Source organism: Vibrio sp. 10N.286.48.B8 (assembly GCF_003050085.1).
Classification (GTDB): domain Bacteria; phylum Pseudomonadota; class Gammaproteobacteria; order Enterobacterales; family Vibrionaceae; genus Vibrio; species Vibrio crassostreae.
Window position 1 is genome coordinate 302,125 of sequence record NZ_PIGD01000001.1, and the last position, 22,067, is coordinate 324,191.

Consider the following 22,067-nt stretch of genomic DNA (forward strand, 5'->3'; position numbering starts at 1 on the left):
AAATGCCACACTAAGTCAGTGGCGTCGCAACCTTTCTTCGCTTTAGAGCAGAGACAATTCGATTTCGCCCTGAGTCTTTGGCTTGATACAAAGCTTTGTCTGCCTTGCCATACAGCAAGTCGAAATCGAATTGATGCTGGTCTGAGGTTATCGACGCGTAACCAACAGATGCAGTTAAATACTGGCTGGTGCTGCTTTCACAATGAAGGATCTTCGCCTCTTCAATGCATTTTCTGATCGACTCTGCACGCTGTTTAGTTTCAGAGTGATGAGTGCCGATCATCAACAACATAAACTCTTCACCACCAATACGACAGAAAGTTTCCTTATCGCTATGAACATGAGCATTAAGTATCTTGCCGATGGTTCGCAGAGCAGCGTCACCCTCTGTATGACCATAAACACTGTTGTACAAGCCAAAATGATCTAAATCGACAAGTATAAGCCCAAATGTAATTTCATGTTGTGTGGCAAAAGCACCTTGATCGTCGCAGTTCAAATCTTCTAAGACCTGCGACAGCATACGACGGTTTCCAAGACGTGTTAGAGGGTCTAATTTAGAAATAATATCCAACTGTTCATTGGCTCTTTCAAGCTCTTGAGTGCGTTTGCTGACCTCTTGTTCAAGCGTTTCATTGAGCTTTTTCAGCTCCTCTTGAGCCATGGTTCTTTGCAATACCTCTGCAAGGCTAGAGGCAAATATACGAATCACTTCGCGAAGCTGTGAAGTTAAGGGACTGCGAGTTAACAAGTTATCAGCTGCGATAAACGCAATCGGTTCACTCGTGTTTGTGGTGAGCATAGTCATGGCCGTCCAACCGACTCCGACAATATTGAAGTCGTGATAAATAGGGACTGATTCTTCAAACGCCACTTGATTAGGGCAAGCACGAGCTGCGGCTACGATGTCTCGCTCTACCAGCTCAGAGCGATAATAGGACTCATCGACAATATCGCCTTTTATGTCCGTGCCCCACGTGCCTTGCATGTAACTGCAATTTTTATCGGTGAGGAAAACCGCCAGTCGGTCGATGCCTAAATGCTGAATCGCAAAGCTCACCGCCGATTTACACACTTCACTGACAGTATCGCAGCGAGATAGCTCCACCATACTTGAGTGCAACATGCGTATATTTTGTTCTTGGCGTTTGCGAATGTAGATCTGAGAAAGCAGAGAGCCAAAGGATTCAAGCATCTGCTTTTGATAATTGGTGATGGGTGAACGGTGAATGTAGTTATCCATCGCAATCCATCCGACGGGTTTATCACCTTCACGTAAGATGAGCATTCCATTCCACCCCTGCCCGACCACTTTTCCTTCCGTGTAGAGCGGGGCTTGCTCGATAACAATGAGGTTGGTGTGATTGTCAGACAAAGCTTCAATAAATTCAGCTTCAAGCTGGTGTAAATCATATTGAGTATGGTGCTCACTGTTTGTCTTACCGGACTCATCAGTGCCGTATGTCCCGCTAAAACAGCGCTTTTTCATATCCAATAGCATGAAGATCGCACGATCAAATCCTAACCGATCACGAACCGCCTCAACCGAGGCTTTATACAAGGCATCCAAAGAGTCAGGATTAGAAAGCTCTAATGCCACCTGATGAACCAGTTTCATATTCTCCACAAACAGTTCACGAAGCTTTATTTCATCAAGGTACTGCGCTTCACGCGTGTCGCGGTGTTTGATCTCCAGCGCAGCGTTCTTTTCTGCACGAATGCATTGCCAGCGGGCTGCTGCAAGTTGAAGAACATCAAGATCTTGGTCGAAGGTTTGGTTGATATGTTGAGCATTGCAATTTTGAACAATTAAATAAGTTCTACAGGCAGGCGCGTTGTCGAGCATCATGATGAATGACTCTCCACCTAACACTTTCATGTGTTCCCACTTACAAGTGTTGATAGACATTGGGAGCACACCATCTGCGGTATCGAATTGAGAAACCCAAGGCCAAAACGTAGCAGGATAATTTGCCAGAGACGTTAGCTCTCCATAAGAAAACAAGGGGAACGAATCGACTTCTGGTATCGGTTCTGCAAATATCCCAATCCCTTTTGGAGTAAGCATCTTAGTCAAGTAGTCAAAAAGAGACTCTGCCAATAAACGGTGATCACGCGTAGCAGATATTTGTTTTGCAAAGGCTTTTACAGGCACAGCTTCCGTCCATTGGCTATTGAGAATACAGCAAAAATACAGAAGCCTTGATATGCAATCAATGTAACTAAAAATGAGATGTTAAGCGGGTCGCAATTTCACTTTTTACATTATCACAAGCATGAGAAGGACTACAAAAATGGGATTTCCTGCCCAAAATTTCATCGACATTGGGACTTTTTTAAAGGCATAAAAAAGCCCCACCTAAAGTGGGGCAAAACTTCCATCGCTTATAGTTATAGTGATAATTCTGTCGATCTATTCGATTATCTAACCTGCGTATCAGTTAGCGTGCTGATTTCGCTAAAAGGCCAAACACAGCACTTGAATAATCAATTAACCAAAGTCACCGTTTACGTAACCTTTAGTACGATCATCTTTTGGCTCGCTAAAGATAACACTCGTTTCGTTGTGCTCTACAAGCTCTCCCATTAGGAAGAAAGCAGTACGGTCTGAAATACGACGCGCTTGCTGCATTGAGTGCGTTACGATAACGATAGTGAAGTCTTTCTTCAGATCTTCCATCAATTCTTCAATCTTATGCGTCGCGATTGGGTCTAGAGCCGATGTTGGTTCATCCATTAGGATTACATCCGGTTCCATTGCAATGGTACGAGCGATACATAGACGCTGTTGCTGACCACCAGACAAGCCAAATGCGTGTGCTTTAAGACGGTCTTTTACTTCGTCCCAAAGTGCCGCACTGCGCAGTGAGCTTTCTACTACTTCGTCAATGTGCTTTTTGTCTTTGATACCTTGAGCACGTAGCCCGTAAGCCACGTTCTCGTAGATGCTCATTGGGAATGGGTTTGGTTTTTGGAATACCATGCCGACGCGGATACGTAGGTCAGCCACATCAATATTGCCGTAGATGTTTGTGCCATCCATATCCAGCTTACCTTTGATAGTAACGCCTTCAATTAGGTCATTCATGCGGTTCAAGCAACGTAGTAGCGTTGACTTACCACAACCAGATGGGCCAATCAGTGCCGTAACCTGACGAGTTGGAATTGGCAGGTTGATAGATTTAAGCGCTTGGTTGTCGCCGTAAAACAGATCTAGGTTCTCAATATCAAATTTGTTCATTGTCGTAATCTCTAAATTCTTAAATTCGTGTCTAGCTTGATGCTTTCTTTATCACGGAGGCTCTCTTTATTGTTGAGCCTGCTAATCAGCTTAGTAAGTTGCCGTGTTGAAGCGTCTTGCAATCAGTTTTGTAACCATGTTGATCAAGAGAACCAATACGATTAGGACTGTCGCCGTGCCGTAGGCTTGGTTCCACTCATCGATAGTAAATAGCTCTGTTGTCAGCTTATATAGGTGAACCGTTAGTGTACGGCCAGAATCGAATACCGACTCAGGAACACGTGCCACCATACCTGCTGTTAAAAATACAGGTGCTGATTCGCCAATTACACGACCAATACTAAGAATGACCGAAGTTAAGATACCTGGCATTGCGCTTGGTAAGATCAAACGCCAGATAGTGTAGATTTTTGAAGCGCCAAGGCCGTATGAGCCTTCACGGTAAGTTTGTGGTACTGCCATCAATGCTTCTTCTGTAGTACGAATGATTACAGGAAGAATCAAGATACTTAGCGTTAATGCACCCGATAGAATCGAGAAGCCAAGGCCAAGGATCGAAACAAAGAAGGTCATACCGAACAGACCGAAGATAATCGATGGAATACCAGCGAGCGACTCAGTACAGAATCGAATCACTTTCACCAAACGGCTACCTACTTTCGCATATTCTGTTAGGTAGATTGCCGTCATGATGCCCAGTGGCGCTGCGACTGCAATCGATGCAATTACCATGTAGATCGTGGCGATGATCATTGGGAAAATACCACGCTCTTCACCAGTACGAGTGTAATCGTCAGTGATGAAGTTCCAATCTACGTATTGCAGACCGTTCGATAGGATGTACCAAATAATCCAGAATAAGAAACCAACGGTTACAGCCGCAGCTGCCCAGATAAAACCTTTTAAGATGTTATCTTTGATTTGACGTGCTTGCTTTAATTTTACGCGATCCATATTACTTATCCTCGCCTACTTCGCTTTTTCACGGTTAAGATAAAGTAGAGCACCATTTAACATCATGATGAACACTAGAAGTACAACACCTGTTGCGTACAGTGCGTTAGCGTGAACGCCACTTGCGTAAGACATTTCAATTGCAATGTTTGCTGTTAGCGTACGAGCCGAATCCAAAATACCTTCTGGCATTGCTGGCGCGTTACCCATAACCATGATGATTGCCATCGTTTCGCCAAGTGCGCGACCGATACCCAAAATCACACCAGTCATAATGCCTGAACGTGCAGCAGGAACGAGTAGCTTAAAAATTGTGTAGATTTTCGAAGCGCCCAGTGCAAGTGAACCTTCTTTGTATGTACGAGGTACAGCACGAATCGAAGTTTCAGAAACCGTGATAACGGTAGGAAGAATCATGATACCCAGAACAATGATACCTGCCAGGATAGTATTACCGGCTGGTACTTGGAAAATGTTCTGAATCATTGGAACGATAATTACCAGACCGAAGAAGCCGTAAACTACCGACGGGATACCAGCTAGAAGCTCAACTGCTGGTCGAATAATATCTGCCAGACGCTTTGGAGCAATCTCAGCAATAAAAATAGCGGTTAATACACCAACTGGCACACCAACAACTACAGCTCCAAGTGTCGAAACGATCGAGGCAACGATCATGGTTGCAACACCGAATAGAGCTGGAGGTAACCAGTCAACACCCAGAACGATGCCAGAAACACCCGCCTCTTGGAATGCAGGGATACTCTCTGCAACGATAAAGTAAGCGATAACGGCTAGTGATACGATGCCGATTACAGCACTCGATAAGAACAAGCCGTGGAAGATTCTTTCTCTCCAGTCGATGCGCTTCTTAGCACGTAGACTTGGCTTGTTGATTTGAGTCGCTTCAGTATTCATAAGCTTTTCACTATTTGCGATGGTCATATATAAAATCTCAAACTTTGTGGCTCAACAAGAGCTCGAAATAGACAAAGTTGAAAGAAAAGGCTCAGCCTAAGTTAGGCTGAGCAATAATTAAGTGTTGGTCAGTTAAGATTAGTTAACTGTGATGTAGCCTTTTTTGTCAGCGATAGCTTGAGCTTCGTCTGCAACCATCCAGTCTAGGAATTGTTGAGTTTCAGCTGTTGGAGCGCCTGCTTTGTAAAGAACTAGGAAAGGACGAGCAACTTTGTAAGAGCCGTTCTTAACGTTATCAACTGATGCTTCTGCGCCGTCGATAGTTAGAGCTTGAACTGTGTTGTCTACAGTACCAAGAGAGATAAAGCCGATAGCGTATGGGTTGCTAGCTACAGAAACTTTAAGTGCGCCGTTACCGTTTGCAACTTGTGCACGTTGAGAGATAGCCGATACTTTCTTGTCGCCAATCTTCTTCTTAAGTTTCATGATGTCTTCGAATGCACCACGTGTACCAGATGCAGTATCACGAGTGATTGCTACGATTGGCTTGTCTGCACCACCAACATCTTTCCAGTTAGTGATGTCGCCTTTGTAGATTGAAGTGATTTGCTCAGCTGTAAGAGCAGATACTTCGTTATTTGGGTTAACAACAACTGCGATACCGTCACGAGCGATAACGAGCTCTTTCAGGTCAGCTGTTTTCTCTTCTTCTTTTAGGTCACGAGAAGAGATACCAAGGTCAGCACTTCCATTTTTTGCTGCTTTGATGCCTGCAGAAGAACCCGGTGCTTGAATTTCGATGAACACTGGTTCGCCTTTATTCATGTAGGTTTCTGCAAAAACTTCAACCAGTGGAGAAGCACTGTTAGAGCCAACTACAGAGATAGTTTCTTTAGCTGAAGCTGTATTCACTGTTAGAGCGCCTAGTAGTGCGATTGCACCGATAACTGTCTTTTTCATCACAAATTTCCTTTAGTGGCGTTATTGCCGTAATGTTGTTTTGCTTGAACGGTGCCCACTTTAGAATCTGAATGTGACAGTTGTGTTTCACTTAATTGAAGGCTATATGACAACTACAATTTATTTTCTTGTTTTCCCCCTACCAAATAAACCTTGAAGTAATAAATTAGCCTCACTTATAGGCACTGAATATTCATTCCAACCTATTTAAGCCAAACCGCTCAATATCTCGCCATCCCTTTCATTACCTAATACCACACAGGGTTCTGTGTTAAATAACCCTATCTTAAAAATGGCTAAAGCCTTGTTTGTACGATAAATAATCAGAATTTATGAAATACCTATCGCATATATCAAAATCGAATCTATTACTGATTGAATTGTCATTCTCAGAAGTTAGAATCACTGACTAATAACAATAATAACAATTGCTTCTGCTCATTTATTTATTCAAAGAGGGACATTACATGCGCCAACTTCTCAGTGGCTTATCGATAAAAATACAAATTCTCATTCCAGTACTCTTTTCTGTCGTATTACTTTTGACGGGTGTCATCATCGGTGGTGACAAACTGGAAAACGCTTTTAAAGATGTATCAACAGCAACCGATCAACTCATCCTACATAAAGAAGAACTCAGTGAAATCGTCGACAACAGCTATGGCATGCGCATCAAAGCGATCTACAGCCTATTCAATGCTGATGACGTAAAAACACTGGTTGAAACACTAAACCAAAAACGCGACCAAAATACTCGCCTACTGAACTCATTAGACACAGTGCCAGGCATGCAAGATGAAGTAGCCGCAATGAGCAAAGCGATGAATCACTATGTCGATTTTTCTCGCACCACTATGCTTCCTCTATTAAGAGCAAAACATGGCAGCGCAGCGCTACCTTCTGACTTTGATAACCGCTATCAGATCGCAATCGACCAATATCGTCACGCGGGTAACGAAATGGTGCAAGCTATCAACCTCCTCTCAAAGCAACTGAACCGTATTGCCACTCAAGAAGTGGACATCAATGGCCAGCAACACACCAGCACACTCAACACCGCAACCATCGCACTGTTAGTGATTCTTTCAATCGCATTAGTCATCAGCTGGACGCTAGCTGGCATCATTGTTAAGCCGCTTAGCAATATCCAAGAAACCATGCGCGAAGTAGCAAAAGGTAACCTGCTAGTAAAAGCGGAAGAGCATGGCGACAACGAAATATCTCGCCTTGCCCAAGACGTAAACAAATCCGTTGAGCAATTGCGCGACACCGTAAGTTCACTATCTCGAATCAGTATTGAAGTGGCGTCTGCATCAACAGAGTTGGCGGCAGTAATGACGCAATCAAGTGCGAACTCTGATCAAGAGAAGCAAGAAGTGGAACAAGTGGCTTCTGCCGTGAACCAACTTGAGAGCACAGCATCGCACGTAAACGAGAATGCAGTACAAGCCGATTCAGCTTCCAAGCAAGCCGACGAAATGGCGACGCACAGTATGAGCTTGTTTAATGAAAGCAACCAAGCCAATGAGCAAATGGCGATTCAGCTCAGCGAAGCTGCGAACGTTGTAGGCACGCTAAAAGAGCACTCTGAACAAATTGGTAAAGTGATTGAGGTGATTCAAAGCATCTCTGAACAAACTAACCTGCTTGCGCTTAACGCAGCAATCGAAGCCGCACGAGCTGGTGAGAGTGGCCGTGGTTTCGCAGTTGTAGCCGATGAAGTTCGAATGCTGGCTGCTCGTACGCAAGATTCAACCAAAGAGATCCAAGCAATTATCGAAGGCTTGCAGGTTCAATCGGGTAACGCCAATGAGAGCATGAGCAGTTCACTGTCTATGTTAGAGCACAACCAAACACTCTCAGGCGAGGTGAGCGCAGCACTTTCTGGTATTGCTAACTCAGTAACCGACATGACAGAAATTAACACTCAAGTTGCCTCTGCCGCAGAAGAACAAAGCCAAGTGACAGCAGACATCAACCGTAATATCTCAAACATCTACAGCCTAGTAAGCCAAAACGTAACCGGTATTACTCAAGCCGCAGCAGCGAGCCATGAGCTATCTAACCTAGCCGAGCAGCAAAAGCAGCAGTTGGATTATTTTAAGGTTTAAGGGATAAAGACATTTAGCTTTATTTACCTTGCAACTCACCCATAATAAAAAACCAGTCACTCTTGACTGGTTTTTTATTTTCGATAGATTTTTGACTAAATCACCAAACCTTACTGGCCGTTCTCAGCGGCTCTGATTCTCTCAATCGCTTCTACCCTTCTAAGCTGTTGTGGCTGAAAATGAGCTTCTCTAAGCTGAGCGATCGTCTCTTGTTGCTCAATTGTCGAGAGGGCTGAGTCATTCAAAATGTCATTTCGTTCAACAAAATAAATCTCTAAAGCTCCTTCAAAGTCCGCTCTTTGTTTATCGAGTGCTTCGAGCCTCTGTGTCGCTTCTTCGCCAACCAGTTCATTTCTCTTCAAGTATTTACCTTGTTCGTCTAGACCTTGTGAGTTGGATAGTTGCTGTAATAAAACCTGATTTTGATGACTGGACTGAACATAATCGGGTTGTTCAGATAGGTAAGATTCAAGCCTTTGCTGATATTCTTGTTCCTCTAGCCCTTCTTGTTTCAGAAGTAACTTTTCTAAAGCGATTTCCCTCATTTTATTGTCATGGGTAAACAGGATACTTATCTCGCTCTCACTGAAAAATTGAGTTTGAAGGTCAAGCAGAGCTTGATTCAGTGCGCGTAAGTCCTCTGCGGATATTGAGGTGGTGTCGAATTGAACATCCAATGTTGTCAGTGCCGACTTGTACTCAAGATACTTTGCGAACAATGCTTCATCGACCACCGCTGCTTGTGATTGCTCGTGGTGATTTGCCACATTGTCACGAATCTCTTCGAGGGTTAATTCTGTATTGCCTGACACGAAATATTCCATCATGTCTTTGGCTGACGCACTATCGATTTCGGTATCTTGTTGAGAGCTAACCTTCAATGAAGAAGCGCTTTGTTCGTTGTTATTATATGAACTTACCTCTTCCTTCTTTAGATATAAAAAGACCGCCGCTGTGCTCATCAGGGCTATCGTGGTTATCGACAAAATGGCGGTCTTTTTCATTATATTTTCCTTATGATCTTAACTTTGGGCAGCGCGACTTACAGGCCAGCCAACTTCAATCGATTCGCGTGTTGGCGATATAACGTCACTGGATCAGTCTCAAAGAGATGATGAATACCCAACAACCCATTAATCTCATCTAGGTGGTTCATTTTGTAATCATCACCAATCACTTTGCCCAAATGCGCGCTACATGCTCCCACTAACCCGTCATTAGGTTCATTAAAAGCTAAACCAAGGATTGTCATCGCTCCGTCGGTAGGATCCAGAAGGTTGGTAAAAGTGGAAGATCCTGTCCATGAATAGTAATAAACACCGTTGTTTGCTTGCCATTCACCATCACCACACGCAGACGTCGGAACGCCTTCAGGGTAAAACTGGTTGAATGCAAGCGAACCTTCAGTGGTCAACGCTTCAAGAGATGCAAGGCCATCTTGGTCTAGATCCGTTCCACCAGATAAAAGGTTAATCAGTGTCGTCAATCCACCAGCCAACTTAACCGCGATACCTTCCGCAGCTGAGCCTTCTGATACGCTTCCACGCACGAGATCGGCAACTTTAGATCCTTTATGGACGCCACCAATGCTTGTCACTGAGGCTACCAGATCAGGACGAACTGAAGCCACATAGCGCGCTGTTGGTCCGCCGTGGCTGTGACCAACTAGGTTCACCTTACTTGCCCCGGTCGCGGCTAACAGTGTTTCAACTTGAGCCAGCAACTGCTCTCCACGCACTTCAGAACTGTTGGTTGCAGAGACCTGAGCGACGTATACGCTCGCGCCATCTTTTGTTAGGGATTCAGGTACGCCATAGAAATAGTCGACGCCCGCCAATGTATCGAAGCCAAACAAGCCATGTACCAACACAATGGGATATTTCGTTTCAGTGTATCCGCTGACTTCTAATGCCGATGCGCTCGTTCCTGCATAGGCACCAAAACTGGATAGACAAGCTATCGTCCAAATTAATATCTTTTTCAATGCTCTTTCCTTAAACAGATTAGACCTCTGATGAGTAAAAGAACCGTAGTTGATGATTTTATAAAACAGAAAGTAGGGACTCGATATTTGTGAGATTGAACTGGAATTAAACAGTAGTGATGAACATTGCTCAACCAAAGTCACAATAAACGATAAAACAAGTAATCAATTGATTAATAATAATTAAGTGAGATAACTATTAATAGTAAATGTGAATAAAGTAGGTATGGACTCTCGCCCAGATAAAAATTAATGAACGCAAAACCGTTGAAAGTTGGATCTATGTAACACTTATTATACGTGCTTCATATGAGTTATTGACGCAACAATGAGTAATATTCAATACATTGCCTAAATGATATTTATTCTTATTATTAATAATAAAGTAATTAACCTTACTTACTTTGCTAAATGAGTACTCTAAAATGAAGAAAATGATCTTGGTATTTACATTGACAATGCCTCTAATTGCATCAGCTATCGCCGATACATCAATGCCTCTAGATGCAACAATTCCTGACGAAGTAGCACAAGGGCAGATGCTTGATACACGATCATATATCAGATGCTGGTACCGAACCGACATATCGAATGACTCAGTTGCAACTGATTGGAAATGGGCAAGAAACGAAGATGGCAATTACTACACTATCGATGGATATTGGTGGTCGCCCTCATCGTATAAAAACATGTTCTTTAGTGGAACACCACAATCAGAAATAGAACAACGTTGCGAAGAGACACTAGACATCCAGCATGATGCCGCCGACATCACTTATTTTGCAGCAGACAGTCGGTTCTCCTACAACCACTCAATATGGACCAATGACGAAGAACTCCAAGACAATAAAATTAATCGAATCATCACATTTGGGGATAGCCTTTCTGATACTGGAAACTTATTCAACGGTTCGCAATGGGTTCTTCCGAATGCCAACTCATGGTTCTTAGGTCACTTCTCAAATGGCTTAGTCTGGACAGAGTACCTAGCTAGAGAGAAAAACATACCTCTGTATAACTGGGCAGTTGGTGGGGCGGCAGGCACAAATCAGTATGGAGTCCTCAAAGGAGTTTATGACCAAGTCACGTCGTACCTGAAATACATGGAAGCCGCGAAGAATTACCGTCCAGAAAACTCGTTATTTACTTTGGAGTTCGGCCTTAACGACTTTATGAATTACGAACGATCGGTGGCTGATGTAAAAGCTGATTTCAGCAGCGCTCTAATTCGTTTAACGGGAAGTGGTGCTCAAAACATTTTGCTCTTCACTCTCCCTGACGCCACAAAAGCTCCACAATTTAAATACTCGACAGAAGATGAAATTTCTATTGTGCATAGCAAAATAATTGAGTTTAACCTCTTCATCAAAGAGCAAGCTGAGTATTACCAAGCTAGGGGGGTCAATGTCGTACTTTTCAATGCTCATGATCTGTTTAACCACATTACTGAAAACCCGCAGCAACATGGATTTCAGAACGCCACAGATGCATGTTTAGATATTCAGCGCCATTCAGCTTCCGATTACTTATATCGCCATAGCTTAACTAACGAATGCGCAACCTATGGTTCAGACCGATATGTGTTTTGGGGCGTGACGCACCCAACTACCGCAATCCATAAATATCTAGCGGATAATATTCTCATGTCTTCATTTTCGACCTTCGACTTTGAATAGATGCAAGGATAGGTGTCCTTTCAAGCTTTTCAGAAGTTAAATGAGCATAGGGCAAGATAAAGAGAGACGAGAAATAGACAAGGTACAGACACAAAAAAACCGCCATCATCGGCGGTTTTTTATTTGCATCAACCTTTCAAAGCTAAGCTTTTAGGTCACGCAAGTTGATTACTCGTCGTCCACTTTTGGTGCGACTTTCTTCTTAGGGATAAACACGGTATCACCCACTGCCACATTTTGGTGGAAGCTCTTATCACGTTTAACTGGCTTCTTCGCTGTCTTCTTCGCTTGAGGTTTGCCCGCTTTCTTAGCTGGACCGCCCTTCTTGAAGGCTGGTTTACGAGGCTTGATGCCTTTGAACTTACCTTTTAGGCCTTCAAGCACTGAGAAAGTTAGATCTTGTTGAAGGTAAAGCTCAACACGCTTGAAGCTGTCCCAGTCTTTTGGACCAACCAAAGAGATTGCATCGCCTTTGTTACCTGCACGGCCAGTACGACCAACACGGTGAACATACTCTTCGGTGTGCTTCGGCATATCAAAGTTAATAACGTGGCTCACGTTTGGAATATCGATACCACGAGAAGCAACATCGGTTGTTACCAAGATTTTGTAAACCGCACGCTCAAACTGGCTCATAATAGCATTACGTTGCGTTTGGTTTAGGTTACCACTCAGTGCAACCGCTTTAAGCTTCTTCTCGTTCAACTTATCTGTTAGACGATCGGTATCAGCACGAGTTGCAGTGAAGATCATTACCTGACGGTATTCAGCTTCTTCTAGTACACGGTCTAGAATCGCTTCTTTGTGATCGAGGTGATCACATAGGTAGAATTTCTGAGTGATATCTAAATGCTGCTCGTTAGAAACACCAACAGAGATACGCTTAGGCGCATCTAGCATTTCATTGGCAATGCCGTTTACTTCAGCGTGATCTAACGTTGCAGAGAACATTAGTGTCTGACGACGACGGTGCTTCGCAGCATTAGCAATGCGACGAAGTTCTGGAGCGAAACCCAGGTCAAGCATACGGTCTGCTTCATCAAGGATTAGCGTTTCAACACCATCTAGGAACAATGAACGATGTTCTAAGTGGTCAGCAAGACGACCTGGAGTTGCAACGATAAAACGAGGGTACTTACGCAGTGCTTTAACTTGGTCGTTAAAGTTTTCGCCACCCAAGATAAGCGCCGCTTCGTAAGATAAACCACCAAGCATGCTACGCAGTTCACCATAAACTTGCTTAGCCAGCTCACGAGTAGGAGCCAAAATTACACCACGAGGATCTTTAGCAGAAAACGCTTTTGTTTTTAAAGCCTTATGTATCATTGGCAACACAAACGCCAATGTTTTTCCTGATCCCGTTTTTGATGAAGCCAATAGATCCTTACCAGCAATAGCAACAGGGATCGCTTTTGATTGGATCTCTGTCGCCTTCTTGAAGTCGTAATGTTTTAAGTTCTTCAGTAAGCGGTTATCTAAGCCTAAATCTTTAAAGTGCAAAGGACTCTCCAGTCATGATGGTATTGAATAAAATTAATTTAACGTGACATGATACCGCGAAAGTACTTTATAAGGATAGAGATCACAGTAAATTTATCCTTTAATCTATCTCTAGCTAGAACATTGTATGCATTGCCAACAAAGGGATGGCTCTCCAAGAACACATTACAGTCGCCTCTAAACCCTTCATCTCATAAGTGAGACAGAACGTGATGCTCAGCTAATTACCTCAAAAATTTAGCAATTTCTTTATTTATTGTTTTTGCAGTTAAAAAATTAGTCGCTACAATCATTAATGAAGCGACTATATGATAGAGAATGTATAGCGCATCTTTTGATGATAAATAAGCAAGGAGTTCTTATGAATAAGACGTTAATCGCAGCTGCAGCCTCAGTTTTCATTTTAGCCGGTTGTTCTTCAGAGCCAGAAGAAGCTGCAGTGTCAGAAATGGATCAACTAACTAACCAAGTTGCTCAACTTACTAGCGAAGTTGAAGCACTTAAGAGTGACAAAGCAGCCGCAGAAATGAAGGCACAAGAAGCAGAAGCAGCCGCTATGGCAGCAAAAGAAGAAGCGGATCGTGCTAACGAACGTATCGACAACATCGCTGAGTCGTACACTAAGTAGTTTGAGATCTAAGTGCGATTAAGCTGTAGTTTAAATAAGTCGCAAAAGCAGTATATGGACAGCACCACCTCTTAACGGATGTGGTGCTTTTTTTTGGGCGATACTAACTTGAGTAGAAGGGACTAATTCGAGTAGAGAAAGGGAAACCGCCCCTTGTTACAGAAGAGGCAATCGAATTAAAACTCAATCACAGGTGGTGCTATCTCTACAGGCACGCCGTTTTGAGCAAAGATAACCGCCTTCGCTTTTGAATTAGGCAGTTCTGCGTCTTCAAGCCACCATTTTAATTCCACAGGGATCTGTAATGATTTCTTTGAACCATCACTTCGAGTTAATGGTTCGTGCGCTTCGACAAACACACTTCTATCTGGCTCTAGTGACACTTTGATTGGCTCATTGATAATGGTGACCTGTTCGCCACGGTTCACTTGCTCAAACAGCCATTCAATATCCTTAGGTTCCATTCGGATACAACCAGAGCTAACTCGTAAACCTATTCCGAAGTCTTTATTAGTACCATGGATCAAGTAGTCACCAGCGCCATAAGCAAGCCTCAAAGCGTACTCACCCAATGGGTTTTCCGGTCCGGCAGGAACCACTCTCGGTAATTCAATGCCCTTTTCAAGATACTCTTTGCGGATTGAATTCGGTGGCGTCCATGTTGGATTCGGTCTTTTTTGACTTATCTTGGTGATCATCTCGGGGGTATCGCGTCCCACTCGACCGATGCCGACAGGAAAAACATGTACTTGATTTTTATCGGGCTCAAAGTAGTACAACCTCAACTCAGCAAGGTTGATAACAATCCCCTTTCTTGGGGTATCAGGCAGAATCAGACGACTTGGAATGCTCAACACATAACCTTCCGCGGGAAGAAAAGGATCCACTCCTTTGTTGGCTGCCATTAAAGAGAGGAAACCAATATCGTATTGCTTGGCAATGATGGCCAAGGTTTCGCCCGCCACCACTTCATGCTGCTGTATTCTGCCCACGATACGGCTTTCTGTTGGTGGCAATTCAAAGGTTGCAGCAGACACCCACGATGAAGCTATTCCACTGGCAAGCAAAGTAGTTCTTACAACAAGCGATGCTGCCCTGTGTAGTCGGGTTTTCATTGACTGCAAAGGCGTCGAGTTAGCGCAATACGACATACAAATCCTTGGTTTGTCTTTTATCAAAGTTTAGATTATCGCTGATCAAACGTCTCTACAACGTATTGTTGTCTCGAAACTGATAGGCAACAAGTTTATATGTGGGCCTTTTCCTCTCATTGGCTTGCAATTTACCCATACAAAATCGATTGCCTTTACGCTTTCAACACATTTGGTTATCAATATTAATAAAACTATAATGACAGACCTATTTTGTGACTAAAGTCTCATGGAGCCACGTTCTAACTCGCTAATATTGCCTCAACAAAACGAATTCAATTCAACAGAATCGGTAATTGATTAAATCCTGTTCCTATAATTACCGTTTAAACTTTGGAGAACGACCATGGCTACACCTCATATTAATGCTCAAGCTGGTGATTTCGCAGAAACAGTACTTATGCCGGGCGACCCGCTTCGCGCAAAATACATTGCAGAAACATTCCTTGATGACGTGAAGCAAGTTTGTGACGTTCGCAACATGTTTGGCTACACAGGCACTTACAAAGGTAAGAAAGTTTCTGTAATGGGCCACGGTATGGGTATCCCATCATGCTGCATCTACGTACACGAGCTTATCGCTGAGTACGGTGTGAAAAATGTTATTCGTGTAGGTAGCTGTGGCGCAGTACGTGACGACGTTAAACTAATGGACGTTGTTATCGGTATGGGTGCTTCTACTGACTCAAAAGTAAACCGTATTCGTTTCAACAACCACGACTTCGCGGCTATCGCTGATTTCGGCCTTCTAGAAGAAGCAGTAAACCAAGCACGTGCACAAGAAGTTCCAGTTAAAGTTGGTAACGTATTCTCTGCTGACCTTTTCTACACTCCAGAAGCTGACCTTTTCGAAAAAATGGAAAAACTAGGCATCCTAGGTGTTGATATGGAAGCAGCTGGTATCTACGGTGTTGCTGCAGACCTTGGTGCTAAAGCATTGACTATCCTAACAGTATCTGACCACATCATCCGTGGCGAGAAACTAAGCTCTGAAGAGCGTCAAAAGTCTTTCAACGACATGATGAAAGTTGCTCTAGAGACAGCAATCAACATCTAACGACTTGATAAAAGATACATTGAAAAGCGTTACCCCGCAGCCAAGCTCGCTTGGCTGCTCAAATAATCCCGAGGGGGAGATCGTGTCTAACGACAAGCTGCCAAAAGATGCGGATGGTTTGCAACTCAACTTTTGTAAAACATTGGCGTGTGACAACTTTGGCTTGAGCGATGCAAAACGGTATGTTTTGCAACACGCTAACCCTAAGCGTCCAGCGATGGTTTGTCGTGAATGTGGAGCTTTCCCCCCCTTACTTAACAATCGTGAAGTGTTAAGCGAACTTCATCGCCTAAGACAACTTCACAGCGATGGGCTCCCTGCTTGTCGTAATGATGATTGCGATAACTTCGGCTTATCGGTTCATACCCACAAACATCTTTATCATGCCTTCGGCTATAGTGGCGACAGGCAGCGTTATCGATGCAAAGACTGCCAATCAACCTTCGTTGATAAATGGTCTGGATCCAATAAAAAACTTCAATTTCAAGAAAACCTCATGGGCTTACTGTTCATGGGCTATTCCGTACGTGAAATCTGTAGAAAATTAGAGATCAATCCAAAGACTTTCTATGATCATGTTGACCATATCGCGAGCCGTTGTCGTCGTAAATTAGCGATGATCGATGCACGATGGGTTAACCATGCGAAAGATTACGAGTTCGCATCTCACTACCAGCGTCTACAGCCACAAAGTAACAACGGTGTGGTTTGGATAGCGACTGGCGAGGCGCATTCTGGCTACATCCTTTGCCAACACGTTAACTACTCTCAAAATGAAGAGCCATCAGGGAATGTCGACCACAACCCTTATGATGATGTTGCACGCTTTGTATCCAAAGAGCACTCTTCAGAAGCGAATCTCGAACTACCTCAGCCCTCTGACAAACTAAAAGAGCGCATTGAACAGCAGTACCAAGTGATTCTTGCGAGAGGTAACGTTGAGGACCCTATGGGTAACCTCACCACATTTAGCTACCCTTCAAAAGGCGCACTAATTCGACCGCCTTATACCTCTTATGCTCACTTCCTACATGTATTGGATATGTGTAATGAAGACAAACATGTCGCCATCTATATGCCACAAGATCCATTACTAAGATCTGCCGCTTTAAGCGTATGTTTGCCGCGCATTCAGAGTCAAAATATTGACCTTATGTATGTAGAGGAAGATTCAGGCTGGCAAGACGATCAAAGTTTTGAAAAGATCGACATCGTTCATATGAGTTGGTGGCGAGATCGTTGGGCTATTGCGAATCAAGGTGATAATCAGAAAGGCATCTGCTACCTAACAGGTAACAATCCAGAACCAAAACAGTGGTTTAACACGGCCTCAATTCAACAAACTAAGTTCTATCAACAGCGCTTTCAGCTGTTATTTGATAGCTTCATCAATGAGCCCAGACGTAAACTTCGTCCTGGGGGCATTCTTCCATTGCTCGACATATTTAGAGCTTGGCACAATCTGTGCTACCAAGATAAGCAAGGGCTCACGGCAGCGCAACGCTTGGGCGTAGCAGAGCAGCCATTAACTCTAAAGCAACTACTTTCATAGCAACAAAGCCTCTAGATAATTATTCGGGAACTCATTGATTTTAAAGCAACAACATGAGGTAACACCCATAATTAGAAAAGATCGATGTTCCTTTGACGCTCTAAGAAAGATAATTGGTGCTTATCTCAAATTACACTCTTATAATGATTGTGTTATCAATATGTTCGATAATCATGGATCTAAGTCTTGGACAAAAATCAGTACCTTCTTGAAACAGAATTAGAAAAACTCAAAACTCGTGTTGACTCTGAGCCATCGGTGATCCTAGAGATCGCTCAACAGTGCCTAGTCAGATCAGAGCAAGTTCTGTTTGAAGAGGGTGCCATCCAGTCATTGATGTTAATGGCAAGGTGTAGCTGGAACCTGATGGATTACCAGAAAGGTTTAAAGCACATCAAGGAAGCCTATAAGCGCCAAAGCCGATTAGATACCGACCTTTTTCTCCCTGAAATCCTCCATTTACACGCTCTCCAGTTCTGGGGGCAAGCCAAATATTATTCCGCCCAACAGTTTTGGATCAATGCTTTAGAGCAATCTGCGTTGGTTGATGAAGTCGAAATTCAAATTGAATGCCTCATTGGTCTCGGCAATATTTGGCGAATGACCCACGAATATAAACTTGCACGTTCTACTCACCAACTTGCCGTTAAAGTGGCTAACAACAGCCGCATTGGTTGGTTAGAGGGCAAAGCCAGAATACTGCTCGCGTGGGATTACTATCTGCTCAACAACTATGTTGAAATGCTATCGGTACTAGACGGTGCAGAAGAAGCATTAAAAGACCATAAAGATAACACTTGGCATGCAGAAGTATGGGACTTCCGAGGCCTTGCTCTACTTGGTCTTGAACGCTTAGATGACGCAGAGCGCGCCACTGCCAAAGCGCACAGTCTGGCAGTCGAACACAACCTAGTTTGGATGAAGGCGCATTCATACATCAGTCGAGCTCGATTGGATCTCCTGAGAAAAAGGCCAGAACAAGCGGCAGAATTACTGAGACTCGCTGAACAATCCGCCAATGAATTTGATAATGGTGAATTGCTTAGCCAAATTTGTTACCAACAGTCCTTGGTTGCAGAAGAAAACCAGGATTTCAAAGCAGCATTAGTCGCCTTTAAAAAGTACCGTCAATATTCTATCGGCATGCTTAAAGAGCAAACTAATCGTGTCGGTTTGGACAAAGCACGCAGTTCAAAACGCCAGCTTGAACAGAGGGCACGAAAGCTGATTAATCGTATTCGTGGCCAACACGAATACGATCCTGAAAAGCACCTATCTTACGTTGTCTCTGAAACCTTTTGGTGGGAAAAACTGGTCCTCTTTAAGACAGAGCTTAAGCGTTCAAACCACAGCATCATTATGTTCCATCATGTCGATACTGATTACTTAGATGTCTGTACCGAGATTGCTCATGCTTTATGTAACCAGAATGACTTCATTGCAAGGCTAAGTTCTGAACGTGTGGCTCTTATGCTTTCCGAAAAAGGCGAAGCCGCAGAGCAAACCTTCCAAACTCTCAGCACCATGCTTGATATTTATCCTTGGCATAGAAAAGGATTAAAAGGTTCAAGACCGACCGTCAGCCTCAATGATATTTTGACGTTCCCGTTTACGCTTGAACAATTAGAAGAAGACGATGCTGAGGTAATAGAATAATGGAAACGCTATTAAGCAAGATCACAGACGCCGGTTTAGACCCTTCATCGGTATCAGGTGAAGAAGCGATCATCTTCTGGAACCACATTCGCCAGCACGTTTCGACAACGCAAACAGAGCAAGCGCACTGCTATATCATCAGCTCTGAATACCGTGCCGAGTTACAACAAAATCAAACCAGTATCGAAGAGTTGAGACGAGCACTCGATCTGCTCCACCTTCCTGCCGATATTGAAGACATTCTGACAGTCAAGACCAGCCTAAGTGACCGCTTAGTTGAAATTGGTGATTACACGTCAGCACTCAATGAATTCATCAGTTCATCGACAATCGCGGTTGAACACGGCCATATCGATGAGTATGTACTAGCAATTTTAGGCATGGGGAACCTGTGTGATTCCTATGGCGATCACAACAGAGCCCTTCGTTATTACCAAAAAATCAGCAGCATAGACCATGCGATAAGCAGTCGCTCACTTCGCCTCAAATTCAAGCTGCATATGGTGGCGAGCTTGCTTCTGCTCAACCGTATTACTGCAGCCAGCGATTTACTGAATGAGTGCGAAGAACTGAGTATTTTGGTGAGTGACAAGTTACTCACAGCTCAAATATTGCTTTACCAAGCAAAGGTGCTGCGCGCTAAGAAAAAATATCATGAAGCGCTACGCTGTCTGTCCAAGGTTCAATACCCAGCCAACAGCACTCAAGCAAGCTGGCTTTCGACTATGACTCGTCTAGAGCTAGCACATTGTCTAAGTGCAACTGGCAAGCAAGACTACGCGAGCATGATTTTGTCGAGCACAGACAAACGTGTGAAAGCCTACTCGTCGCCAGTGCTTGCGAAGCGATTCTACGATTCGCTGAGTGACGTGTGTATGAATCAAGGACGTTTTCAAGAAGCGCTAAGCTATGAGAAAAAAGGCTACCGAATTGAAACCGATCTAATGAAGCAGATCCCGATCAGTGAACTCGGTGCAAGCCAGTTACGCCGCTTGTCTCGTTTTGAGTTACAACTCAAACTCATTCTCTCTGAACAAGAAAACAAAGAACTAAAAGAGACGACTGAACAACACAAGAATGCGGTTGCTCAACTTCAACAAGACGTATTCACCGATCCATTGACAGGATTACACAACCGTCGTTGGTTAGATGTGAAACTGAAAGATATGCTGCTGCACGACACCTCTTTCGCATTGATGGTTATCGATATTGACCACTTTAAGTCTATCAATGATGAACTAAGCCACTTAGTGGGTGATAAAGCGATCGTCAGCGTCTCTCAAGAGCTTAGATCGTACTTCAAGTTCAGAGATGCATCCTGTGTACGATTTGGCGGAGAAGAGTTTTTGGTCATCCTAGAGAACAGCGATCTCGCTAAGGCAGAAATGCACTCTGAAAATTATCGAGAACGCATCTTCCAGTTCGGATGGCATGAAATACTTGGGGAGCGCGGTTTGACCGTGAGTATCGGTATCACTTTGCATCGTGACGGAGAGAATACTCAACGCACCTTCTACCGTGCCGATAAAGCGCTATACCGAGCTAAAGCCAACGGCCGCAATCAAGTCTGTACAGAGTAGAGCCATGGCACTCTTTACCTCTTTAGCTCTTTAGCTCTGTAACTAAAAGCCTGCCCCTTATTGATAAAAGAACAAAGAAATTCCCGCAAGGGCGACAAGTGTGCCGATGACACTTTGCTTTGACACCTTTTCCCCTTTCAGCGCATAAATCACCAAAATAAAGACAGGGCTGGTCGCTATCAATGTTTGTGCAACCGCAGGGTTAGCATTTTTCAGCGCCACTTGCTGGAGCCAAAGGGCGAGAAACGTCCCAACAAAGATCGCCCCTAATAACCAAAGTTTGTCGAGCTTGGTCATTTCCCATAAATCTCTTTTTATCGACGAATAGGGCTTCTTTTCAACGAAAGGGATAATCAGCATGACGGCAAACACGCCAATCATTAGACGAATCAAAGCGCCTAACAACGGTGGAATGTCACCCGCTACAAGCGCGTAATGGGAAATAACCACACCCGACGCCTGACAAACACTTGCCATAAGCCCATAACCAATGCCACCCCACTGTGCTTTGTCATTAGAAATATCATTACCGTTCGCGGATTTCGACGGCTGAAAGACCACAAAGCTCACCGCTAACGTTGTGATTAAGACACCAAGCCAGCTTTGCAATGTGAGTGCCGCGCCAAGAAACATTAATGCCAAAACACCAGAAAGAGGCGGAGCTAAAGATTCCAGCAACAAGGTCTTATTGGCGCCAATTCTTTTTAGTGCCGCAAAATAGGCGCTATCTCCAATCGCAATGCCAATCACACCTGAAATCGCCAATATCAGAAAGTGGTTAGCACTCAGTTCTAATTCAGGCATAGGTACTAAGGGGATAACCAACAGCATCATGCCAGAGGCAACAACACCCTTAACAATATTCAGCTGCATCGCAGAAAATCGATGCCCAAATTGGCCATAAATCCATGTCGCACACGCCCACACAATCGCAGCGCCGATGGCCGCTAATTCACCTACATACATCCGTGTTTGTCCTTTATTTTTTGTTGTTATGACTATGGTTATGGCTATGCGCATCGTTTGAATCGGAACTGTCATCATGTCAGCTTGAATACCAACAAGGAAGCCGAAATAACCTCTTCAAATACGATTGAAT

At 43.8% G+C, this 22,067-nt stretch carries 17 protein-coding genes; 7 read left to right on the top strand and 10 right to left on the bottom strand.

Annotated elements, in window-relative coordinates; all coding sequences use genetic code 11:
* Window positions 1-10: 10 nt before the first annotated feature.
* The 5 genes from CWO08_RS01285 to CWO08_RS01305 form a co-directional block, all read right to left on the bottom strand.
* The gene (locus CWO08_RS01285) at window positions 11-2,155 is read right to left on the bottom strand and encodes a GGDEF domain-containing protein (protein ID WP_108019539.1); all 2,145 of its coding nucleotides are present in this window, start codon (window positions 2,153-2,155) and stop codon (window positions 11-13) included.
* Between the two features lie 336 nt (window positions 2,156-2,491).
* A complete protein-coding gene (pstB, locus tag CWO08_RS01290) occupies window positions 2,492-3,241 on the bottom strand; it encodes a phosphate ABC transporter ATP-binding protein PstB (protein WP_004732036.1) in 750 nt (249 codons plus the stop codon).
* Between the two features lie 90 nt (window positions 3,242-3,331).
* Window positions 3,332-4,195: a phosphate ABC transporter permease PstA gene (pstA, locus tag CWO08_RS01295; protein WP_048661034.1), complete on the bottom strand. Its 864-nt coding sequence runs from the start codon at window positions 4,193-4,195 to the stop codon at window positions 3,332-3,334.
* A 15-nt stretch (window positions 4,196-4,210) separates the two neighbouring features.
* Entirely contained in the window at window positions 4,211-5,140 is a 930-nt protein-coding gene (pstC, locus tag CWO08_RS01300) for a phosphate ABC transporter permease subunit PstC (RefSeq protein WP_019822958.1), read from the bottom strand.
* 111 nt (window positions 5,141-5,251) lie between these two features.
* Window positions 5,252-6,073 (bottom strand): phosphate ABC transporter substrate-binding protein, encoded by an 822-nt coding sequence (locus CWO08_RS01305; protein WP_048661033.1) that lies wholly within the window; start codon window positions 6,071-6,073, stop codon window positions 5,252-5,254.
* A gap of 467 nt (window positions 6,074-6,540) precedes the next feature.
* Here CWO08_RS01305 and CWO08_RS01310 point away from each other — a divergent pair, with 467 nt between their 5' ends.
* Complete coding sequence (locus CWO08_RS01310) at window positions 6,541-8,184, top strand: methyl-accepting chemotaxis protein (protein WP_102432079.1); 1,644 nt, start codon at window positions 6,541-6,543, stop codon at window positions 8,182-8,184.
* Window positions 8,185-8,294: 110 nt separating this feature from the next.
* Here the strand turns inward: CWO08_RS01310 and CWO08_RS01315 are convergent, their stop codons facing one another.
* Together CWO08_RS01315 and CWO08_RS01320 are read right to left on the bottom strand one after the other, a co-directional pair.
* Window positions 8,295-9,188 (bottom strand): lipase secretion chaperone, encoded by an 894-nt coding sequence (locus CWO08_RS01315; protein ID WP_102319987.1) that lies wholly within the window; start codon window positions 9,186-9,188, stop codon window positions 8,295-8,297.
* Between the two features lie 38 nt (window positions 9,189-9,226).
* On the bottom strand, window positions 9,227-10,168 hold the full coding sequence (locus tag CWO08_RS01320) for a triacylglycerol lipase (protein ID WP_102432078.1): 942 nt from the start codon (window positions 10,166-10,168) through the stop codon (window positions 9,227-9,229).
* A 425-nt stretch (window positions 10,169-10,593) separates the two neighbouring features.
* On the opposite strand from CWO08_RS01320, the gene CWO08_RS01325 reads away from it, so the two are divergent.
* Entirely contained in the window at window positions 10,594-11,844 is a 1,251-nt protein-coding gene (locus CWO08_RS01325) for an SGNH/GDSL hydrolase family protein (RefSeq protein WP_102432077.1), read from the top strand.
* Window positions 11,845-12,012: 168 nt separating this feature from the next.
* On the opposite strand, the gene CWO08_RS01330 is transcribed toward CWO08_RS01325, so the two are convergent.
* The gene (locus CWO08_RS01330) at window positions 12,013-13,344 is read right to left on the bottom strand and encodes a DEAD/DEAH box helicase (protein ID WP_102432076.1); all 1,332 of its coding nucleotides are present in this window, start codon (window positions 13,342-13,344) and stop codon (window positions 12,013-12,015) included.
* A 361-nt stretch (window positions 13,345-13,705) separates the two neighbouring features.
* On the opposite strand from CWO08_RS01330, the gene CWO08_RS01335 reads away from it, so the two are divergent.
* Window positions 13,706-13,972, top strand: coding sequence for an Lpp/OprI family alanine-zipper lipoprotein (locus CWO08_RS01335; protein WP_017061882.1), 267 nt, complete (start codon window positions 13,706-13,708; stop codon window positions 13,970-13,972).
* A gap of 176 nt (window positions 13,973-14,148) precedes the next feature.
* Here the strand turns inward: CWO08_RS01335 and CWO08_RS01340 are convergent, their stop codons facing one another.
* The gene (locus CWO08_RS01340) at window positions 14,149-15,123 is read right to left on the bottom strand and encodes a L,D-transpeptidase family protein (protein WP_055319663.1); all 975 of its coding nucleotides are present in this window, start codon (window positions 15,121-15,123) and stop codon (window positions 14,149-14,151) included.
* Between the two features lie 346 nt (window positions 15,124-15,469).
* Between CWO08_RS01340 and deoD the strand changes: the two genes are divergently transcribed.
* The 4 genes from deoD to CWO08_RS01360 all read left to right on the top strand — a co-directional run bounded on the left by deoD (window position 15,470) and on the right by CWO08_RS01360 (window position 20,968).
* Window positions 15,470-16,180, top strand: coding sequence for a purine-nucleoside phosphorylase (gene deoD / locus CWO08_RS01345; protein WP_048661021.1), 711 nt, complete (start codon window positions 15,470-15,472; stop codon window positions 16,178-16,180).
* A gap of 82 nt (window positions 16,181-16,262) precedes the next feature.
* The gene (locus tag CWO08_RS01350; RefSeq protein WP_048661020.1) at window positions 16,263-17,732 is read left to right on the top strand and encodes a lactate dehydrogenase; all 1,470 of its coding nucleotides are present in this window, start codon (window positions 16,263-16,265) and stop codon (window positions 17,730-17,732) included.
* Window positions 17,733-17,918: 186 nt separating this feature from the next.
* Complete coding sequence (locus CWO08_RS01355) at window positions 17,919-19,388, top strand: hypothetical protein (RefSeq protein WP_048662428.1); 1,470 nt, start codon at window positions 17,919-17,921, stop codon at window positions 19,386-19,388.
* The gene (locus CWO08_RS01360) at window positions 19,388-20,968 is read left to right on the top strand and encodes a GGDEF domain-containing protein (RefSeq protein ID WP_108019541.1); all 1,581 of its coding nucleotides are present in this window, start codon (window positions 19,388-19,390) and stop codon (window positions 20,966-20,968) included. Before CWO08_RS01355 ends, CWO08_RS01360 begins: the two co-directional genes overlap by 1 nt.
* Window positions 20,969-21,025: 57 nt before the next feature.
* Here CWO08_RS01360 and CWO08_RS01365 read toward each other — a convergent pair whose 3' ends face one another.
* Window positions 21,026-21,934 carry a DMT family transporter gene (locus tag CWO08_RS01365; RefSeq protein WP_108019543.1) on the bottom strand — a complete coding sequence of 303 codons (909 nt, stop codon included), beginning with the start codon at window positions 21,932-21,934 and terminating at the stop codon, window positions 21,026-21,028.
* Window positions 21,935-22,067 lie beyond the last annotated feature (133 nt).

Excerpts from the sequence above, each read along its gene's own strand:
- pstB (WP_004732036.1), bottom strand. The coding sequence starts at position 3,241 with ATGAACAAATTTGATATTGAGAACCTAGATCTGTTTTACGGCGACAAC.
- deoD (WP_048661021.1), top strand. The coding sequence starts at position 15,470 with ATGGCTACACCTCATATTAATGCTCAAGCTGGTGATTTCGCAGAAACA.
- pstC (WP_019822958.1), bottom strand. The coding sequence starts at position 5,140 with ATGACCATCGCAAATAGTGAAAAGCTTATGAATACTGAAGCGACTCAA.
- CWO08_RS01315 (WP_102319987.1), bottom strand. The coding sequence starts at position 9,188 with ATGAAAAAGACCGCCATTTTGTCGATAACCACGATAGCCCTGATGAGC.
- CWO08_RS01325 (WP_102432077.1), top strand. The coding sequence starts at position 10,594 with ATGAAGAAAATGATCTTGGTATTTACATTGACAATGCCTCTAATTGCA.
- CWO08_RS01305 (WP_048661033.1), bottom strand. The coding sequence starts at position 6,073 with ATGAAAAAGACAGTTATCGGTGCAATCGCACTACTAGGCGCTCTAACA.
- CWO08_RS01365 (WP_108019543.1), bottom strand. The coding sequence starts at position 21,934 with ATGTATGTAGGTGAATTAGCGGCCATCGGCGCTGCGATTGTGTGGGCG.
- CWO08_RS01360 (WP_108019541.1), top strand. The coding sequence starts at position 19,388 with ATGGAAACGCTATTAAGCAAGATCACAGACGCCGGTTTAGACCCTTCA.
- CWO08_RS01310 (WP_102432079.1), top strand. The coding sequence starts at position 6,541 with ATGCGCCAACTTCTCAGTGGCTTATCGATAAAAATACAAATTCTCATT.
- CWO08_RS01340 (WP_055319663.1), bottom strand. The coding sequence starts at position 15,123 with ATGTCGTATTGCGCTAACTCGACGCCTTTGCAGTCAATGAAAACCCGA.
- CWO08_RS01335 (WP_017061882.1), top strand. The coding sequence starts at position 13,706 with ATGAATAAGACGTTAATCGCAGCTGCAGCCTCAGTTTTCATTTTAGCC.
- pstA (WP_048661034.1), bottom strand. The coding sequence starts at position 4,195 with ATGGATCGCGTAAAATTAAAGCAAGCACGTCAAATCAAAGATAACATC.